The organism is Alteromonas sp. 5NS40-0096 (assembly GCF_057544385.1).
This window is the reverse complement of record NZ_BAAJLQ010000005.1, coordinates 11794-28450: the sequence shown is the minus strand read 5'-3', so window position 1 is coordinate 28450 and position 16657 is coordinate 11794. Positions and strand designations below refer to the sequence as shown.

The 16657-nt window shown below is 46.9% G+C and carries 19 protein-coding genes; 10 read left to right on the top strand and 9 right to left on the bottom strand.

What is annotated here, in order from left to right; all coding sequences use genetic code 11:
* Positions 1 to 40: 40 nt before the first annotated feature.
* From ftsX to ftsY, 3 genes are read right to left on the bottom strand one after another with little or no spacing between them, the layout of a single operon-like run.
* Positions 41 to 1021, bottom strand: coding sequence for a permease-like cell division protein FtsX (gene ftsX, locus AC27G9_RS15090; RefSeq protein WP_487075279.1), 981 nt, complete (start codon positions 1019 to 1021; stop codon positions 41 to 43).
* Entirely contained in the window at positions 1018 to 1707 is a 690-nt protein-coding gene (gene ftsE, locus AC27G9_RS15085) for a cell division ATP-binding protein FtsE (RefSeq protein ID WP_487075278.1), read from the bottom strand. Before ftsE ends, ftsX begins: the two co-directional genes overlap by 4 nt.
* A gap of 21 nt (positions 1708 to 1728) precedes the next feature.
* Positions 1729 to 3012, bottom strand: coding sequence for a signal recognition particle-docking protein FtsY (ftsY, locus tag AC27G9_RS15080; protein WP_487075276.1), 1284 nt, complete (start codon positions 3010 to 3012; stop codon positions 1729 to 1731).
* Between the two features lie 85 nt (positions 3013 to 3097).
* Between ftsY and rsmD the strand changes: the two genes are divergently transcribed.
* Positions 3098 to 3688, top strand: coding sequence for a 16S rRNA (guanine(966)-N(2))-methyltransferase RsmD (rsmD, locus tag AC27G9_RS15075; protein ID WP_487075274.1), 591 nt, complete (start codon positions 3098 to 3100; stop codon positions 3686 to 3688).
* Here rsmD and AC27G9_RS15070 read toward each other — a convergent pair.
* Positions 3685 to 4263 (bottom strand): YjaG family protein, encoded by a 579-nt coding sequence (locus AC27G9_RS15070; protein ID WP_487075273.1) that lies wholly within the window; start codon positions 4261 to 4263, stop codon positions 3685 to 3687. The genes rsmD and AC27G9_RS15070 overlap by 4 nt on opposite strands.
* Complete coding sequence (locus AC27G9_RS15065) at positions 4263 to 4865, bottom strand: YhgN family NAAT transporter (protein WP_487075272.1); 603 nt, start codon at positions 4863 to 4865, stop codon at positions 4263 to 4265. Before AC27G9_RS15065 ends, AC27G9_RS15070 begins: the two co-directional genes overlap by 1 nt.
* Before the next feature lie 181 nt (positions 4866 to 5046).
* Between AC27G9_RS15065 and AC27G9_RS15060 the strand changes: the two genes are divergently transcribed.
* On the top strand, positions 5047 to 5229 hold the full coding sequence (locus AC27G9_RS15060; protein WP_487075271.1) for a helix-turn-helix domain-containing protein: 183 nt from the start codon (positions 5047 to 5049) through the stop codon (positions 5227 to 5229).
* A gap of 70 nt (positions 5230 to 5299) precedes the next feature.
* Here AC27G9_RS15060 and pepB read toward each other — a convergent pair whose 3' ends face one another.
* Positions 5300 to 6583: an aminopeptidase PepB gene (pepB, locus tag AC27G9_RS15055; RefSeq protein ID WP_487075270.1), complete on the bottom strand. Its 1284-nt coding sequence runs from the start codon at positions 6581 to 6583 to the stop codon at positions 5300 to 5302.
* Between the two features lie 41 nt (positions 6584 to 6624).
* Between pepB and sfsA the strand changes: the two genes are divergently transcribed.
* The 7 genes from sfsA to panC all read left to right on the top strand — a co-directional run bounded on the left by sfsA (position 6625) and on the right by panC (position 12568).
* A complete protein-coding gene (gene sfsA / locus AC27G9_RS15050) occupies positions 6625 to 7353 on the top strand; it encodes a DNA/RNA nuclease SfsA (protein WP_487075269.1) in 729 nt (242 codons plus the stop codon).
* 186 nt (positions 7354 to 7539) lie between these two features.
* Positions 7540 to 7989, top strand: coding sequence for an RNA polymerase-binding protein DksA (dksA, locus tag AC27G9_RS15045; RefSeq protein WP_487075268.1), 450 nt, complete (start codon positions 7540 to 7542; stop codon positions 7987 to 7989).
* 80 nt (positions 7990 to 8069) lie between these two features.
* Positions 8070 to 8984, top strand: coding sequence for a tRNA glutamyl-Q(34) synthetase GluQRS (gene gluQRS, locus AC27G9_RS15040; RefSeq protein ID WP_487075267.1), 915 nt, complete (start codon positions 8070 to 8072; stop codon positions 8982 to 8984).
* A gap of 93 nt (positions 8985 to 9077) precedes the next feature.
* Complete coding sequence (gene pcnB, locus AC27G9_RS15035) at positions 9078 to 10370, top strand: polynucleotide adenylyltransferase PcnB (protein WP_487075625.1); 1293 nt, start codon at positions 9078 to 9080, stop codon at positions 10368 to 10370.
* A gap of 1 nt (position 10371) precedes the next feature.
* Complete coding sequence (gene folK, locus AC27G9_RS15030; RefSeq protein ID WP_487075266.1) at positions 10372 to 10875, top strand: 2-amino-4-hydroxy-6-hydroxymethyldihydropteridine diphosphokinase; 504 nt, start codon at positions 10372 to 10374, stop codon at positions 10873 to 10875.
* 46 nt (positions 10876 to 10921) lie between these two features.
* Positions 10922 to 11716: a 3-methyl-2-oxobutanoate hydroxymethyltransferase gene (panB, locus tag AC27G9_RS15025; RefSeq protein WP_487075265.1), complete on the top strand. Its 795-nt coding sequence runs from the start codon at positions 10922 to 10924 to the stop codon at positions 11714 to 11716.
* A 3-nt stretch (positions 11717 to 11719) separates the two neighbouring features.
* Entirely contained in the window at positions 11720 to 12568 is an 849-nt protein-coding gene (panC, locus tag AC27G9_RS15020) for a pantoate--beta-alanine ligase (protein ID WP_487075264.1), read from the top strand.
* A gap of 2 nt (positions 12569 to 12570) precedes the next feature.
* Here panC and panP read toward each other — a convergent pair whose 3' ends face one another.
* Positions 12571 to 14190, bottom strand: a complete 1620-nt coding sequence (gene panP, locus AC27G9_RS15015; protein WP_487075263.1) for a pyridoxal-dependent aspartate 1-decarboxylase PanP — start codon at positions 14188 to 14190, stop codon at positions 12571 to 12573.
* A gap of 320 nt (positions 14191 to 14510) precedes the next feature.
* Here panP and AC27G9_RS15010 point away from each other — a divergent pair, with 320 nt between their 5' ends.
* Positions 14511 to 15227, top strand: coding sequence for an EAL domain-containing protein (locus AC27G9_RS15010; RefSeq protein ID WP_487075262.1), 717 nt, complete (start codon positions 14511 to 14513; stop codon positions 15225 to 15227).
* On the opposite strand, the gene trmB is transcribed toward AC27G9_RS15010, so the two are convergent.
* Together trmB and AC27G9_RS15000 are read right to left on the bottom strand one after the other, a co-directional pair.
* Complete coding sequence (trmB, locus tag AC27G9_RS15005) at positions 15219 to 15884, bottom strand: tRNA (guanine(46)-N(7))-methyltransferase TrmB (protein ID WP_487075261.1); 666 nt, start codon at positions 15882 to 15884, stop codon at positions 15219 to 15221. The genes AC27G9_RS15010 and trmB overlap by 9 nt on opposite strands.
* Positions 15884 to 16657 carry an ABC transporter permease gene (locus AC27G9_RS15000; RefSeq protein ID WP_487075260.1) on the bottom strand — a complete coding sequence of 258 codons (774 nt, stop codon included), beginning with the start codon at positions 16655 to 16657 and terminating at the stop codon, positions 15884 to 15886. Before AC27G9_RS15000 ends, trmB begins: the two co-directional genes overlap by 1 nt.

Sequence of the window (16657 nt, the reverse complement as noted above, 5' to 3'; positions counted from 1 at the left end):
TGTGCAGTGAGCTTGTTACAATAGCTTAACCCTAGTTAGTCTACTGTGGTTCGATCGAGCGTACGTGTCTCTGAACGGAGATCATTGACCCGATAAGGCCCAGTGCGACTGATAGACCTAACATCAACAGTAAGGCGTTGCCGGTTAACCCCGTGATGTTGAAATCCTTCTGATAAAGCGATGCAAACGCTTGGATACTGCTATCCATCCACCAAAGAATAAGCACGACAGCAAACCACGCCATTAAGCCGCCCAAAAGACCATACCAAAAGCCGGTATACAAAAAGGGCCGATGAATGAACGCATCCGTAGCACCGACAAGCTTCATCACTAATATCTCATCGCGCTTATTCAGAATGTTTAATCGAATGGTATTACCGATAATCAAGACGACGGCAAGAAACAGTAAAGCCCCTATCATTGTCACCAGCTCGGTAGCAATGTCTAGCAAACCGTATAATCGCTCTAACCATTCAATGTCGAGCTTGCCGATATCCACTTCTCGTTGCTGCTTTAGCTTATCAAGCAGAATACCCGCAGCCGTTGGCGTAGCATGCTTGGGAACCGGCGTCACGAGAACAACATCCGGCAGCGGGTTGTCGTCTAGGTAGGCAATTGCGTCTCCCAAACCCGAGAGTTGCTTAAATTCTTGAAGTGCATCATTTGAAGAGATGAACCGCACGCCGTCGATTTCCGGCCATGTATTGAGCCGAGTCAGCAGTTGTTGGGTTGCCGCGGGAGACGTTGAGTCTTTGAGGAAGAGCGAGATCTCAGCTGCCTGCTCCCATCCTGCACTGATCTTTTCGGTATTCTTCACGAGGATGTACAACGTGCTGGGCAATGTAATGCTCAGGCCGAGTACGCCAATGGTCATCAATGAAGCTGCTGGGCTTCTCCATAAGTCACCCAAGCTCGCGAGCGCTTGGCGGATATGACTGACGAAGAACATAACAAACGCTTGAAATGCGCCAATTTTCGTCTTTCTTGCCCCTTGTTGACGGCCTTTGAAGAGAATACTCACAGTGCTCCCCCTTCTTCATTGTCAGTGAGGCCGTCGGTAATCATTTGACCATTTTTAAGCGTCAAGGTGCGGTATTTCATTCGCGCAATCAAACCGAGATCGTGGGTCGCAATGAATACTGACACGCCCGCTTGGTTGAAGTCTTCAAACAAACGGATAATTTCCATAGATAGCTTAGGATCAAGATTGCCAGTAGGTTCGTCTGCAAGCAGAAGTGGGGGCTTATTCACCACGGCGCGAGCAATGCCAACCCGTTGCTGTTCACCACCAGAGAGCATTATCGGAAGGTTTTTAGCTTTCTCTCGCAAACCAACCATCTCTAGGGCGGCGTGAACCCGTTTTGTCGTCTCTTTGTGGGTGTAGCCTTCAATAATCAAAGGTAAGGCGACATTGTCAAATACGGTTTTATCCATCAATAATTGATGGCTTTGGAAAATCATCCCTATATCGCGACGGATGTAAGCGATCTGACGGCGCTTTATGACATTGAGATCATGGCCATTGATAAGCACTCGGCCTACTGTTGGTCGCTCCATCAAGCTGATTAATTTGAGCAGAGTACTTTTACCCGCGCCAGAGTGACCTGTGAGAAATGCCATCTCACCGGGCTCAATGTGGAAGTCCACTTTACTGAGCGCCCTTTGTCCACCGGGGTACGTTTTGCTTACCTGCTCAAACTTAATCATTCTACGACCCTAACTTGTCCCTTAATCGCTTGTTGCTTCACCTTCACTGAACAACGCATCGATGAACTCTTCGCCATTGAATGGACGAAGGTCATCAATGCCCTCGCCCACGCCAATACAGCGAATTGGTATGTTAAACTGATCAGCGATGGCGAATATTACGCCACCTTTCGCCGTTCCATCGAGCTTGGTCAGGGTTAACCCGGTTAAACCCACGGCCTCATTAAAGATTTTCGCCTGACTCACTGCATTTTGACCTGTTCCCGCGTCTAAGGTCAACATCACTTCATGAGGCGCTTCGGGGTTGAGCTTTTTCATTACTCTCACCACTTTTTTTAACTCTTCCATGAGGTTGTTTTTGTTCTGTAAGCGACCTGCAGTGTCAGCAATTAAGACATCAACACCCCGTGCTTTAGAGGCCTCTAACGCATCGTACAACACGGAAGCACTGTCTGAACCTGTCGCCTGAGCAATGACTGGAATGTCATTCCTCTCGCCCCACACTTGTAACTGCTCTACCGCAGCGGCACGGAAAGTATCGCCGGCAGCCAACATGACTTTTTTGCCTTGCTGTTGAAACTGCTTAGCGAGTTTACCGATCGTCGTGGTTTTACCGACTCCATTCACGCCGACCATCAAAATTACAAATGGCCCCTGTGCTCTATCATGCTTATCCATCGGAACAGACAAAGGCTCTTCAACTTGATGCAGCATTTCGCTCATTTGTTGTTTGAGTTTTTCGTAAAGCGCGTCACCGTCTTTGAGCTGGGAAATCTTGGCAGAATCCGTGAGGTTTTTGATAATCTTCTGCGTAGTATCCATACCCACGTCAGCGACGAGTAACTGAGTTTCTAACTCCTCGTACAAATCGTCGTCAATGGCTTTGCCTTTGAACAAACTGACAATGCCACTTCCTAAGTTGGCTTTGGTGCGAGACAGGCTAGCTTTTAGTCGTTTAAAGAACGATGTTTTTTGTTCAGGTTCGGCCGCACTCTCTGTTTCCTCGGAAACGTCTTGAGTCTCTGCGACTTCAGGCACCTCATCAAGCGCAGGAGTAGACGCTTCAGCTTGCTCCGGAGCCTCATTGGCGTCCTCAGATGCTGCACTCTGGTCAACGACATCGTCGCTGGACTCGGGTTGCGATGTTTCAACATCTGTTGAAGGTTCAGGCTGAACGTCTGTGACTTCTTGCGTTGTCTCTGGCACTTCGCTTTGTACCGGTTGCTCAGTGTGTTGCGTTTCAGGCTGTGGTTGTGATGATTGGTCTTGCTTGTTCTTATTGAACCAGCCAAAAAGTTTCGACATCTTGCGGACAAACCCTTAGTAAATAGATGAAAGTCGGCTAAACTATGCGCCGTTTTATTTTTCTATGATATCACTGACTACCCTTATGAAGCGAGTCCCTAAATCAGCAACATCACCCAGCCGCTCATCGGGCCAAGTCAGAGTCATTGCAGGGCAGTGGCGAGGGCGTAAATTGCCTGTCAAAAATGCCGAAGGCCTCCGACCAACAACTGACCGAACCAAAGAAACCTTGTTCAATTGGCTAATGCATGATCTTGCTAATTCGAGATGTCTCGATGCCTTTGCAGGCTCGGGTGGATTAGGCATAGAGGCGTTATCTCGTTACGCCCAAGAATGCGTCTTTATCGAAGCGGACAAATCCGTCGCAAACGAGTTAAGCAAAAACCTACAATTGCTCAAGGCCAATGGACGTGTCATTCATCAAACCTCTCCCTCGGCCTTCAACTCACTTGAAGGTAAATTTGATATCGCTTTTATCGACCCACCGTTCAACAAAGGCCTGGTTGTACCCACCATAGATGCTTTGATAGAAAACGCGCTGTTAAATGTCGGAGCAAAAATCTATGTTGAACAAGAAGCCAGCACCCCAATGCCGGCTGTTGATTCGCGTTTTGATTTGATAAAAGAAAAGTCAACGAAGGCGCTGAGTTACGCCTTGTACGAATACCTGGGTTAAATTTCCAGGCCAATATTGGTCATTTTTTCTTCGAGCGCCAGTATCCTAGCCCGTTCAACAATATCAGTGGCTTTACCGGCACCTTCTACAACATCAAGTAGTTCGTTTTGCAGCGCGACCTCGAACTGCATTAAAGGATGCTGCTTCACAGAGTCGTCATCTGCTTCACCTGAGGCAAGTAAATAAGCCTCTACGCTGCCTTGAGATAACTTACTCACGACCACCGCACCTTGTGGGTCAACATCGAGGATTAAATTGATCGTTGCGGCCAATGCCATACCTGCATCAACCGCGGGGAATACACCAAAATTATCATAGTCAGAAGGGTCAGGAATCACATCCTCCACTTTCTCCAATTGAACAGCAAAGTTCACTTTGGTTTTCGGCGACTTCAGGGTTTCCCAAATCAGTGATAAACACTTTTGGCAGATATTCCCATGCTCGTATTCTGTGAGTTCACAAAACAATTGATAGTTCGGCACCATACGCTCGAGTAACGCCGCGCTGAATGCGACAGCTCGCCATCCCGAAAGCGCTCTGACTCGAGCAAAAGTATTAAGTTTGGATTTGCTCATTAGGCCACTCCTGGAGTATGTGAAAAGTAATTACCAATCCCATCTAAGAACATTTGAATGGCGATCATCACTAGAATCATGCCCATTAAACGTTCCATTGCGGTCAAACCTCTTTCGCCCAGTAAACGATGAAATACACCGGAGAAAAGCAAAATCACCGCAGTGATTAGCCAAGACGCACCTAACGCAATCGACCAATCCAACATGCGATCTGGATTTTGATTAGATAACAATATCAATGCAGCGAGAGTGGACGGCCCCGCTATCATGGGAATCGCCAAAGGCACCAAGAAAGGCTCTTCGCCGACAGCCAGATCCGACGTATTGCCTTGCTGAGGAAAAATCATTTTTAAGGCAATCAGGAATAATATAATCCCACCAGCAATGCTTACCGTTTCTTGTTTGACGTTGAGAAAATCTAATACAGCCTGACCACTGAACAAGAACACATAGAGTATGACAACCGCAAACAGCAGCTCTCTTACAAGGATAATTCGGCGTCGCTTGGGCTCTATTGTTTTCAACATGGACATAAACACCGGCAAATTGCCAAGGGGATCCATGATAAGGAATAGCATGACAGCCGCGGACCAAGTATCCATATTGCAGTTGAGCCTTTTAGTAAGAGTTTGCGCCGTTTATTAAGAATTTTACAGCCGAAAAATGGCGGCATTTTGCCCTACGCCACGACAACTGCAAAGAAAAGATTCGCAAATTGTCTCATTTCAGCTTAAATTTTACTATCTAAACAAAAAAACATGCCTTTTTAATTGGTTTTTAATTATGACAATGATGACAGTAAAAGAAGTGGCCGCGTTTTTGGATGTGCAAGAAGTAAGGGTAGAACGACTAGAACGAGAAAGCTTGCTGATTGCAAAAGATAAAGATGTAGACGGCGCCCCCCTGTTCGCTCGTGAAGACGTAGAAAAATACAAGGTATTGGCCGACCGCCTTGGCGGGATCTAGTCCCTCCAACATTTCATCCGGTTAAGAAAAAAGCACTGGTTTGGACTTGTCCACCAGTGCTTTTCTTTTTTTACTTCGTTAACAGTAAATTGGCAATACTGCGAATGCCCAAGCCTGTCGCTCCGATTGGCATTTCAGAAGTGGCACTACCGTGGTAAGCGGCAGCTAAATCGAGATGAATCCATCCCGCGCCTTCATTCGGTACAAATCGAGACAAGAAACCTGCCGCATTGGATGCACCACCAAATCCGCCACCTTTTTGTGGGCGACTATTCGCAGTATCAGCAAACGCAGACGGGCAACGCTCCTGATGGAATGGTTCAAGGGGCAATGGCCAAAACTTCTCATTCTCATCGCTAGCACAAGACAAGATAGTATCTCTTGCCTCGTCATCCAGTGTAAATACGCCGTGATAATCTTGTCCCAAAGCAACAAGCGCTGCTCCGGTGAGAGTCGCGGCGTCTAAAATCCACTTTGGATTGCATGCACTGGCCTTGAGCAGGCCATCAGCCAATACTAAACGCCCTTCAGCATCAGTGTTGACAATTTCAACACTCAAGCCATTGGCATAGGTCAAGACATCACCCAATTTGTACGCATGGCCGCTAATCAAGTTTTCCGCGCAACACAAGATGAGTTTCACACGCTTGTCGAGACCTTGAAGGATAGCTAGCCCCAGTGCGCCTGTGACCGTAGCTGCGCCCCCCATATCGCACTTCATGTCCAACATACCTTCGCTACTTTTGATACTGTAGCCACCGCTATCAAAGGTGATACCCTTACCAACCAATACGGTGTGAACTGGTGCATTAATATCGCCCGTCGGATTGTAATCGAGGTGAAGCATAACAGGAGGACGTTCACTGCCTCGACCTACGTTATAGATACCAACCCATCCCTCTTTGTTCAGTGCTTCACCAACGATCATTTCTGTCGTGACACACTCTGGGGCTAGCGATGTAATCCAATCTGCAGCGCGATTAGCGAGGTGCTCGGGAGACAATTCTTCTGGCGTTTCGTTTACCATTGCTCGAGTGAACACTAATGCTGAGTAAAAAGACTCAAGCTTCGCTTTGTCTGCGTTATCGGCAAAATTAATAGGCGTGGCGTTACGAGCGCGGGTGAAACTGAGCGCAAAAGCCCATTGCTGCTCAAAGCTCCACTGTCCTACCAGTGTCACGCTCGGCAGTGAGAAACCATCCAACTGACGCGCCGCTTTTTTTATTGTCCGAGTGGAATCACCTGTCTCTTGAAGGTGAATGACGGCTCCACTTTCTTTCATCGAAAGACGGCCCAATCCTCCCCACTGGCTTGGAGCCGAATGGCTGGACAACTCGACGGTAAAATCTGTCATAATGGTTTCCTTATTTTAAATTATAGGTTTTTCAATCCGCTATGCTTTTCCACTCCCCGTTGCACAAGGGTATTCTGCAACAGCGCTACAAGCGATTTCTAGCCGATGTAACACTTGAATCAAATGGCGAAACCGTTACCGCCCATTGCCCCAATACTGGAGCAATGACTCACTGTGCTGAACCGGGCTTCACGGCTTGGTTGAGCTTTAGTGACAACCCCAAGCGCAAATTAGCTTACACTTGGGAGCTTGCACAAACCCAAAGTGGGCATTGGATTGGCATTAATACGCATAACGCTAACAAATTGGTTGCTGAAGCGCTAAATAACAAGTCTATTTCTGCATTTTCTCACATCACCGACTGGAAAGCAGAAGTAACACCTCCAGGTGGCGAAGGCAGATTAGACTTTCAAGTGACTGAAAATAAAAATGGAGCCGAAACGCTTGGCTATATCGAAGTCAAGTCAGTCACGCTTGCGGAAGGTAATCAAGGTTTCTTCCCCGATGCAGTAACAACTCGCGGAGCTAAACACTGTAAAATGTTAGGAGAGCTTGCTGCGTCCGGCGTCCCGTGTACTTTACTATTCTGTGCTCAACATACTGCAATTGAATCAATTGATGTTGCCAGACACATCGACTCGAAGTACGCCGAGGCACTTGAGTATGCCATAGCTCAAGGTGTGCGAGTCATTGGCGTGAGTTGCACAATTAATGAACAAAAAATCAGCATTGATAAAGAAATTCCAATATTAGTGCAAAAAACAGCTTGATTTTTTTTGGTTAAGCGCCATATTTGCGCCTTGCTTTTACTCATCTTCACTGTGTATCAGTTAAAGATTGGTACGCTAGCGAACGGATAGAAAGACACTTTACGTTGCCTGTCATCGATGATTCTGCTATAGATTATCGATTAATATCAGGACATGCCGAGTGTCGTAGTGTAGGAGATGTGGCATATGCCAACAGGAAAAGAAACGAAATCCCTCGGACTATTAGCTCTAGCCGGCCTTGAGCCTTATCAGGCGGCAGCTGATGAAGAGTACATGAACGATGCGCAAATGAATCACTTCCGTTTGCTGCTGAAGGCATGGAGAGATCAACTTCGCGAAGAAGTGGACCGCACAGTAAGTCACATGAAAGACGAAGCTGCAAACTTCCCTGACCCTGTCGACCGCGCAGCGCAGGAAGAAGAATTCAGTCTTGAACTTCGAACGCGTGACCGCGAGCGCAAGTTGATCAAAAAAATCGAAAAGACATTGAAGCGCATTGAAGAAGACGATTTCGGCTTCTGCGATTCTTGCGGTATCGAAATTGGTATTCGCCGTTTAGAGGCGCGTCCAACAGCTGATCTTTGCATCGATTGTAAGACAATGGCTGAAATCAAGGAAAAACAACTTCAAGGTTAAACACTTTGAAGATGGTTCCTTATTAACAAAGCCTGCGCGGTCGTGATGTACGCCATCGCGCTGGCTTGTTAAAACGCACTATGGCGTTTCACTCTCAATACATTGGCCGTTTCGCGCCTTCCCCTTCTGGCCCTCTGCACATGGGCTCATTGCTTGCTGCACTCGCCAGTTTTTTAGATGCCAGAGCCAATCATGGTAAATGGTTGCTAAGAATCGAAGACTTAGACTTCCCTCGCAGCGTCAAAGGCGCAGACATTCAAATTCTCGACTCACTGAGAGCCCATGGTTTGTATTGGGATGATGACGTTGTTTATCAAAGCGAGCGATTAGACACTTACCACAGCGCAATTGCCGAGCTTACCGAAAAAAGCGGTGTTTATTACTGCCAGTGCACCAGAAAACTGATCCAAGCGACAGGAGGTGTGTATCAAGGCACATGTCGAGATCTGTTATTGCCGGCTGAAGGAAATGCACTGCGCTATAAGTTATCTCAAGTTCAGCCGGATTTTTACGACGCTGTACAAGGGCATGTGACAATTGAAGACAAATATTGCTTTCAAGACCCCGTTATTCTGCGCCGAGATGGTATCATTGCATACAATCTCGGTGTCGTGGTCGATGATATTGCTCAAGGGGTCACACATATTGTGCGAGGGCATGACTTATTGAGCACCACTCCCGTTCATTTGCACCTATACAATTCGTTCGGGCACAAAGCACCGAACTATGCCCATGTACCTGTGCTTTGCGCAAGCCCAGGGCACAAATTGAGCAAGCAAAATCACGCTAAAGCCATTGCTAACAACACGGCTGGCAGTAATGTTTATTTTGCGTTGTCACTGCTTGGGCTTGAACCGCCAAAATCGTTAGTCACTGACAATCCAGAAGGGCTAATCCACTGGGCAATAGCGCAATGGCATATTGATAAGATACCAAAAGCAGCGGAAATCGTTGTGGCGACAGGCGATTCCTCTTATTATAGCGACCCTCAATGAATTGGAGATAGTGTCATCATTAATCGCGTGCTTAAATCTGTGAAAAGTGTCTTTGGTAAATCCGGCGATGCCGACGTGCCAGAGGTAAATATTATTCCCAGATCCGAACATTCGATATCGCGAGAAGATATCTCTGCGAATGCCTTGAAAGTGCTTTACAGGCTCAACGGCGCTGGGTTTCAAGCACACCTCGTTGGCGGCTGTGTACGGGATTTGATGCTAGGCCTTCATCCAAAAGACTTTGATGTTGTCACCGATGCCACGCCAGAACAGATAAAAGGGCTATTCAAAAACTGTCGCCTCATCGGTCGTCGTTTTAGGCTTGCCCATATTGTTTTTGGTCGCGAAATTATTGAAGTCGCGACATTCAGAGGCCATCACGAGACAACAGGTGACAAACAGGATCTCGCCAAACAAGATAAAGACGGTTTGTTACTTAGAGACAATGTCTTTGGCAGCATAGAAGAAGACGCACAGCGTCGAGATTTCACCTTCAATGCGATGTATTACAATGTCGCCGACTACACGATTCGCGATTTTGCCAATGGCGAAGCCGCCATTGAAAAACGTGAAGTTGAGCTTATTGGCGACCCAGAAGTTCGATACCGCGAAGATCCGGTAAGGATGCTTCGAGCGGTGCGCTTTGCAGCCAAATTGTCGATGACTATCAGCCCTGGTACCGCAGAGCCAATCACTAAACTTGCTCATTTGTTGAATAACATTCCACCCGCCCGGTTGTTTGAGGAGACCCTTAAACTCTTTTTGTCGGGTAAAGGGTTGGCGACATTCGAGTTAATGTTGGACTATCAACTGGTTACCCCGCTGTTCCCACAATTAACGGCGTTACTGAATGACAAAAACAGTAAGGAATACCAGTTTATTCGACAGGTATTGATTAACACTGACAACCGCATCAACAGCGGGCAACGTGTTACTCCCGCATTTTTGTATGCGGCACTGTTGTGGTACCCACTAGAAGAACATGCCGCGAAATTAATGGCAGAGTCTGGGCTGACACCACATGATGCTTTCAATATCGCCATCAACGATGTGATACACCGTCAAACTCAGCGAATCATGATACCTAAACGCTTTTCCACTGTGATCAGGGACATTTGGATTCTTCAGCAGCGATTGCCAAGGCGTTTTGGCCGCAGAGCTTATCAGCTTCTCAACCACCCTAAATTCAGAGCAGGATATGATTTCCTTCTCATCAGAGGTCAGATTGAAGGTGGCTCACTTCACGAACTTGCAGACTGGTGGACTGATTTTCAGCACACGGATGCCGCTAAGCAAAAGAATTTGCTAAATGCATTGCGAAAACAAGAAGGTGGCAACTCCAATCGCCCCCGACGTAAAAAGCGTAAGCCACGCCAGGAAGGTTAATATGCAACAAGAAGTTGTATTTGTGGGAATGGGCAGCAATTTAGGGGATTCTGCGGGTCAACTACAAAGTGCACTGCAAGCGATGAAAGCCCTGCCTTCAACTTCAGTCATTGGTGCCTCCTCCTTGTATGCGAGTAAACCAATGGGGCCTCAAGACCAGCCTGATTACGTCAATGCCGTAGCCTGTTTGCAAACTGGTTTAGCACCGGAACCACTGCTGCGCGCCCTACAAGAAATAGAGCAAAACCACCACAGAGAACGAAAAGAAGAACGGTGGGGGCCAAGAACATTGGACCTCGATATTTTGCTCTATGGCGACTTAAAGGTCGATACGCCGACTTTGACAATACCTCATTACGGAATGGCAGACCGAGAGTTTGTTCTTGTGCCGCTGTTTGAATTGAAACCGGACCTTATAATGCCGGATGGCAAAGTGATAGCGAAATGGGTTGCCCAATGCTCCCTAGCAGGTCTTCGTCGTCTAAGGTCTTCCAATCTAAGCTAAAATCCGTATAGTGCGGCGAAAACCCTATAAAAAGCGGACAATGTTTATGAAAAAAGTCACCGTGTCTAGTTTGCTTGCCAAAAAGCAAGCTGGTGAAAAGATAACTGCGCTTACCGCGTATGATGCATCATTTGCAAAAATGTTCGATGAACAAGGCATCGACGTCATGTTAATTGGTGATTCGCTTGGTATGGTTTTGAAAGGCGATGACGACACCCTAGCGGTAACCGTCGAGAATATTGCTTATCACACTCAGTCTGTACGACGTGGCACCGACAGAGCTTTTGTCATCGCAGACATGCCCTTCATGTCGTATGCCAACCCCAATGCTACTTATGAGAATGCTGCCAAACTTATGGCGGCTGGCGCCAGCATGGTCAAGCTAGAAGGTGGCACTTGGTTAGCAGAATCGATAACTGGTCTAAATCAACGCGGAGTGCCCGTGTGCGGGCATTTAGGCTTAACCCCCCAGTCAGTGCATGTCTTTGGTGGGTTTAAAGTCCAGGGCCGCGATGAGGACAAAGCACAGCAATTGCTTGAGGAAGCCATCGCTTTGGAGCGTGCAGGTATACAGTTGCTGGTACTGGAATGTGTACCCACCAGCTTGGGTAAAAAGGTTTCCGAAGCCTTGACGATTCCCGTAATCGGCATAGGTGCAGGTAATCAAACGGACGGTCAAATTCTCGTCATGCACGACATGTTTGGGGTGAGCGCCAACTACATGCCAAAGTTCTCGAAGAATTATTTATCTGAAACTGGCGATTTAAGACAAGCTGTCAGTCAGTACATTGAAGAAGTGCAATCCGGCGCATTCCCGTCAAGTGCCCATAGTTTCGAGTAAAATATGCAAGTCATAGAAAATATCAGTGAACTACGTGAAATCCGCCGCCGTTGGAAACAAGAAGACAAAGTCATTGCGTTTGTTCCGACAATGGGTAACTTGCATGACGGCCACCTCCAGCTTGTGAGAGCCGCCAAAGCAGAATCTGATATCGTAATTGTTTCGATTTTTGTTAACCCTTTGCAGTTCGGTCCAGACGAAGATTTGGATGCCTACCCGCGTACAATAGAAGAAGACAAAGCGAAACTCGCCGCATTAGGTGTGACCGCGCTTTTCTTACCCAAGTCTTCAGATATTTACCCACGGGGATTGGAACAACAGACCTTTGTCGAGGTGCCTGGCATATCCTATATGATATGCGGTGCCAGCCGCCCGGGTCACTTTCGTGGCGTCGCTACTATTGTCTCCAAATTGTTCAATATGGTGCAGCCGAATAAGGCGTTTTTTGGCGAAAAAGATTACCAACAACTTCAAGTCATCAAGGCAATGGTTACCGACCTCTCAATGAACTTAGAAGTGTTTGGTGTGCCTACCCAACGAGAAGATGACGGTTTGGCCATGAGCTCGCGCAATGGATATTTAACCGACGAGCAACGACGGCTTGCCCCACAACTGTATCAATTACTCAATGCCCTTGGTGATGAGATTCTCGCAGGACGTCGAGACTTTAGTAAGCTTATCCAAGCATATAGAGAGCAAGTCAGTGCAGCGGGATTTAAGCCTGATTACATAGAGATCCGTGAAGCATCAACACTGCTACACCCCAGTCATGAAGACACCGAATTGGTTATCTTAATTGCGGCGTTTTTAGGCAAGACAAGGTTGATCGACAACCTACAAATATCGCTTTAAAATTAAGGAGTGAGTGTACACTCACTCTTTATCAATTCATTCCAAAACAACGCTTTTGTTGCTATCTCGTGTTGCTCTTCGAGAATATTTTCTAAGTCATCTAAAGTCGTTAACGGGTTTGCCAGTACCACTCTAAACACCGTCACTGGCGCTTCGGGATAGGCAGGTGCTTCGAGGCGAGTACGAGACACAAAAGACTTACCGGCTTCCCGTTGTTGCTTTTGCACTTTGACAACCAGCTTATCGAGTTTTTCATTCAACGCGACCCTGTCTTTCTCGTCAGTAAGTCGCTTGGCAAGGCACGCAGGGCGAACGCGATAAGTTAGCAAAGATAATGTTGGCGCGGTGATCAATTCAAAATCAGGATGTGCTTCAATCATTGCAGCAAACGTTTGGGCTTTTTCAATACTTTGGTCAATAAGCAGTTCGTAGCCCTTGCGCCCAAAGATGTGCATTGATGAATACACCATCATGGCCATACCATTACGAGACCCTTCAAGGGTAGTTGCCCCCAAGTCTTTGGAGCCCTCACGCAAAATATACTGTGCATGATGACGCACCGCATTGGCATCTTCGGGATTTTTAAACAACGCCATTCCTGCGCCCATAGGCACGTACATCTGCTTGTGTGCGTCTATGGTAATTGAGTCTGCGCGTTCAATGCCTTTGAGTCTGTCGCGATATTGATTTGAGAACAGGGTTGCCCCGCCCCAGGCCGCATCGACATGGAACCAGCAGCCCAACTCTTTCGCGACATCAGCTAGTTCATCTAGCGGGTCAACATGGCCAGTTTCAGTAGTGCCACCAACGCCGACAATCGCCAATAAACGGTTACCTTGCTCCTGGTACTGCTTACCGGCTTCTAATGTGGCTTGAGGTGATAACGTTTGCGATGGGCACTCTAATTTGAGTAACTGGTCACGCCCAATTCCCAGCACATCTGACGCTTTGGAAAGCGAGTAATGGCCGCGTTTAGAGCACAAAATACCGAGATTCTCGATGCCATAGTGGCGATAAGCCGCAGCCAAACCTTTTTTCGCCACGCCTGCAAAACCAGGGCCTGGACCCAAAATTTTATTTCTAGCGACCCACAGGGCTGTAATATTCGCGACCGTGCCACCCGAACAGAATGCACCTAACGCGTGGCGGGCACTGTGCAAATAATTAGCGTAAAAAGCATCGTCTTGGCCGTATACAATGTGGTGCATCATGCCAAGTACCTGTCGCTCTAATGGCGTAAAGGCCTTAGACGTCTCAATCTTGACCAAGTTTTGATTGAGACCGACCATCAATTTCGCGAGTGGCAAATGAAAATATGGCAATGCCGATGTCATATGGCCGATAAAGGTAGGCGAATAGGTATTAACGGAGTGTGCAACTAGCTTTTCGAGTAGCGCTTCTGCATGGGTAGAGACAAAATCGGGGGCTTCAGGAATGCGGGCTTGTGAGAAATCTTGTTCAATCTCTTCCAAAGAGGTTTTTTTCGTCACCACGTGCTGGGACAAAAAATCCAATATATTGTCAGATAAGTGCTGCTCAATCTGAGCCAGTTTTGAGTCCTTGTGTTCAGGCTTGGTAAAGACCCTAAACAAGTGCTCCAAACTTACTTGCGCTTCACCCACTAAACACCTCTTACCCTTCTTGTACCGATCCTAAAGCTTCTGAATAAACGCGTTATTCTTGTAAAACGCAGACGCTTGAAGTTGCGATTGAAAGCTTTGCAGCTTTATTACAAAACCCGCGAACTTTACCGCAAAATACAGATAAACGCCAAATTTATAACGTTTATAACTCGTATTGTGATTGCGTTATTAAGCATCTCATTGATTGTACCTTTCACGTTTTTCATCGTAATTCGAACAGCTCTGCTATATTTACTAATACTGGTTGAATTGCGATTTCGATTGCAACGAATACCAGATAGGTAGTTAAGGAGGCGTCTATGCCTATCAGAGAAATCACAGAGCACGTACACATTGAAAGTATAGTGCCTTATTTCCAACCCATCATTGATATACAGCAACAGAGAGTGTGGCGCTACGAATGCTTGGCGAGGTTGGTAACACCTGCGGAGCAAACGTTCCTGCCAAGCGAGTTTTTGTACCTGCTAGAACGAGACAACCATGCTCAACAGTTAACAGAAACCATGTTTACGCAGAGCGCTCGCTACTTTATGCATTCCAATCTGCCTTGGAATATCAATTTGAATGCGGTCGACCTCGATGATGATCACGTCACCAATACGTTACTCACCTTGCTGGGTGACTACCCCAATCCATCGAGAGTAAGTGTTGAGGTAAGCGCGCAAACTGCCCTTGAGCACACCGAAGCGTTACGACGATTTATCGACAAAAGTTTGCACAGTGGCTTGGGTGTATTTATTGATAATGTGGGTAAAACGCCCATTAATATCAATACATTGTTTGCTATGCCTATTAGAGGAATCAAGTTGGCGGGCGAGTTGTTTTCTCACTATTTGGCAGAGCCGGATGTCCAAGATTACGTTCAGCATGTGTGCACTAAGGCGAAACAAAAGCAGATAACCGTTATTGCAGAACAAATTGAAGATGACGTCACCTTAACTCAGGTGGAGAAATTGGGTGTTAAATACGCTCAAGGCTACGTCTTTTGCCAACCTGCACCGTCAGTATCACACTGACGGTTTACAGTTTATCTGCCAACAAGATTGGCCACTTTCGCGATATTTTTTCTCGAATGGCGTCATATAGTCGTTACCGGCTATCACCTTGAGCTCGGTACTCAGCCCATAGGCGCTAGCAGCTTGAGCGAACTCTTGACAGTAGATTTTCCAGTTACTTCGCACTTCGACGTGCGGGCAGATCGCCATTAAATCGACCATCGCTGGCGAAGCATGCCAACGCTTTTGGACTTGGGTGCCTTTGGGATAGGGGTTGGGGTATAGCAAGTAGTGTTTGATCACTTTCCAACGAGCTTGATGCACCAGCCGCCAAAAATCATTTACATCCGCCCTGACTACCATGTAGTTGTTTTGCGTTGAGGCATAGTGAGCGTGCTTATCAACGCGTTGTGCCGACTTATCGATACCAATAACTCGCGCATTAGGATAAAGCTGCGCCAAGGTGGCGGTGCTTTGGCCAACACCGCAACAGGAGTCTAGAACGATATCGCCCTGCCAATCACCTAACCAAGCTAGAGTATGTTCATACGCGTCTTGTGTATGCGCAGACACAGGACGTCGATTCTCAGCTTGTTGGTATTTGAGAACCAACTCGTCTAGCTTATCGTGTACCCCTTCCTGGGATGTAGTAATGCCCCTTGAATTACCTGTGGTCATTAGTGCCTAATTCCCGTGCCTCTTTTCAGCAACACGTATGCGGTAGTAAATAGCGCGGCATTAAACAGTACAAGAAGACCTAAGGACAACCATACATTCACATCAGACACGCCTAAAAAGCCGTACCTAAAACCATTAACCATATAAACAATCGGATTGGCTTTGCTCACCATTTGCCAAAATTCAGGCAATAGCGTCAGCGAGTAAAATACGCCTCCAAGATAGGTAAGTGGTGTCAACACAAAGGTCGGGACGATGCTGATATCGTCAAAGGTTTTGGCGTAAATGCCGTTGATCAATCCCGCTGTGGCAAACAGACTTGAAGTCAATAGTACGGTCAGCACGATCACTGCGAAGTTGTGAATTTGAACATCGACAAATACCAATGATACCAAAGTAACAATAATGCCAATCAGGATGGCTCTTGCAACGCCACCACCAACAAACCCCATGATAATCACCCAAGTTGGGACTGGCGCTACCAGCAACTCTTCAATATTGCGCTGGAATTTGGCACTGAAAAAGGAGCTAGAAACGTTGGCGTAAGAATTTGTGATCACAGACATCATGATAAGGCCTGGAACGATAAATTCCATGTAACTAAAACCACCCATCTGGCCAATTCTTTGGCCGATCAAATTACCAAAAATTACAAAATAGAGGCTCATGGTGATCGCTGGAGGAACAAGGGTTTGCACCCAAATTCGCAGCCATCGAGTGCACTCTTTAATCCAAATCGTTGTTAACGCAACGCGATTATCACTCTTGTGCAT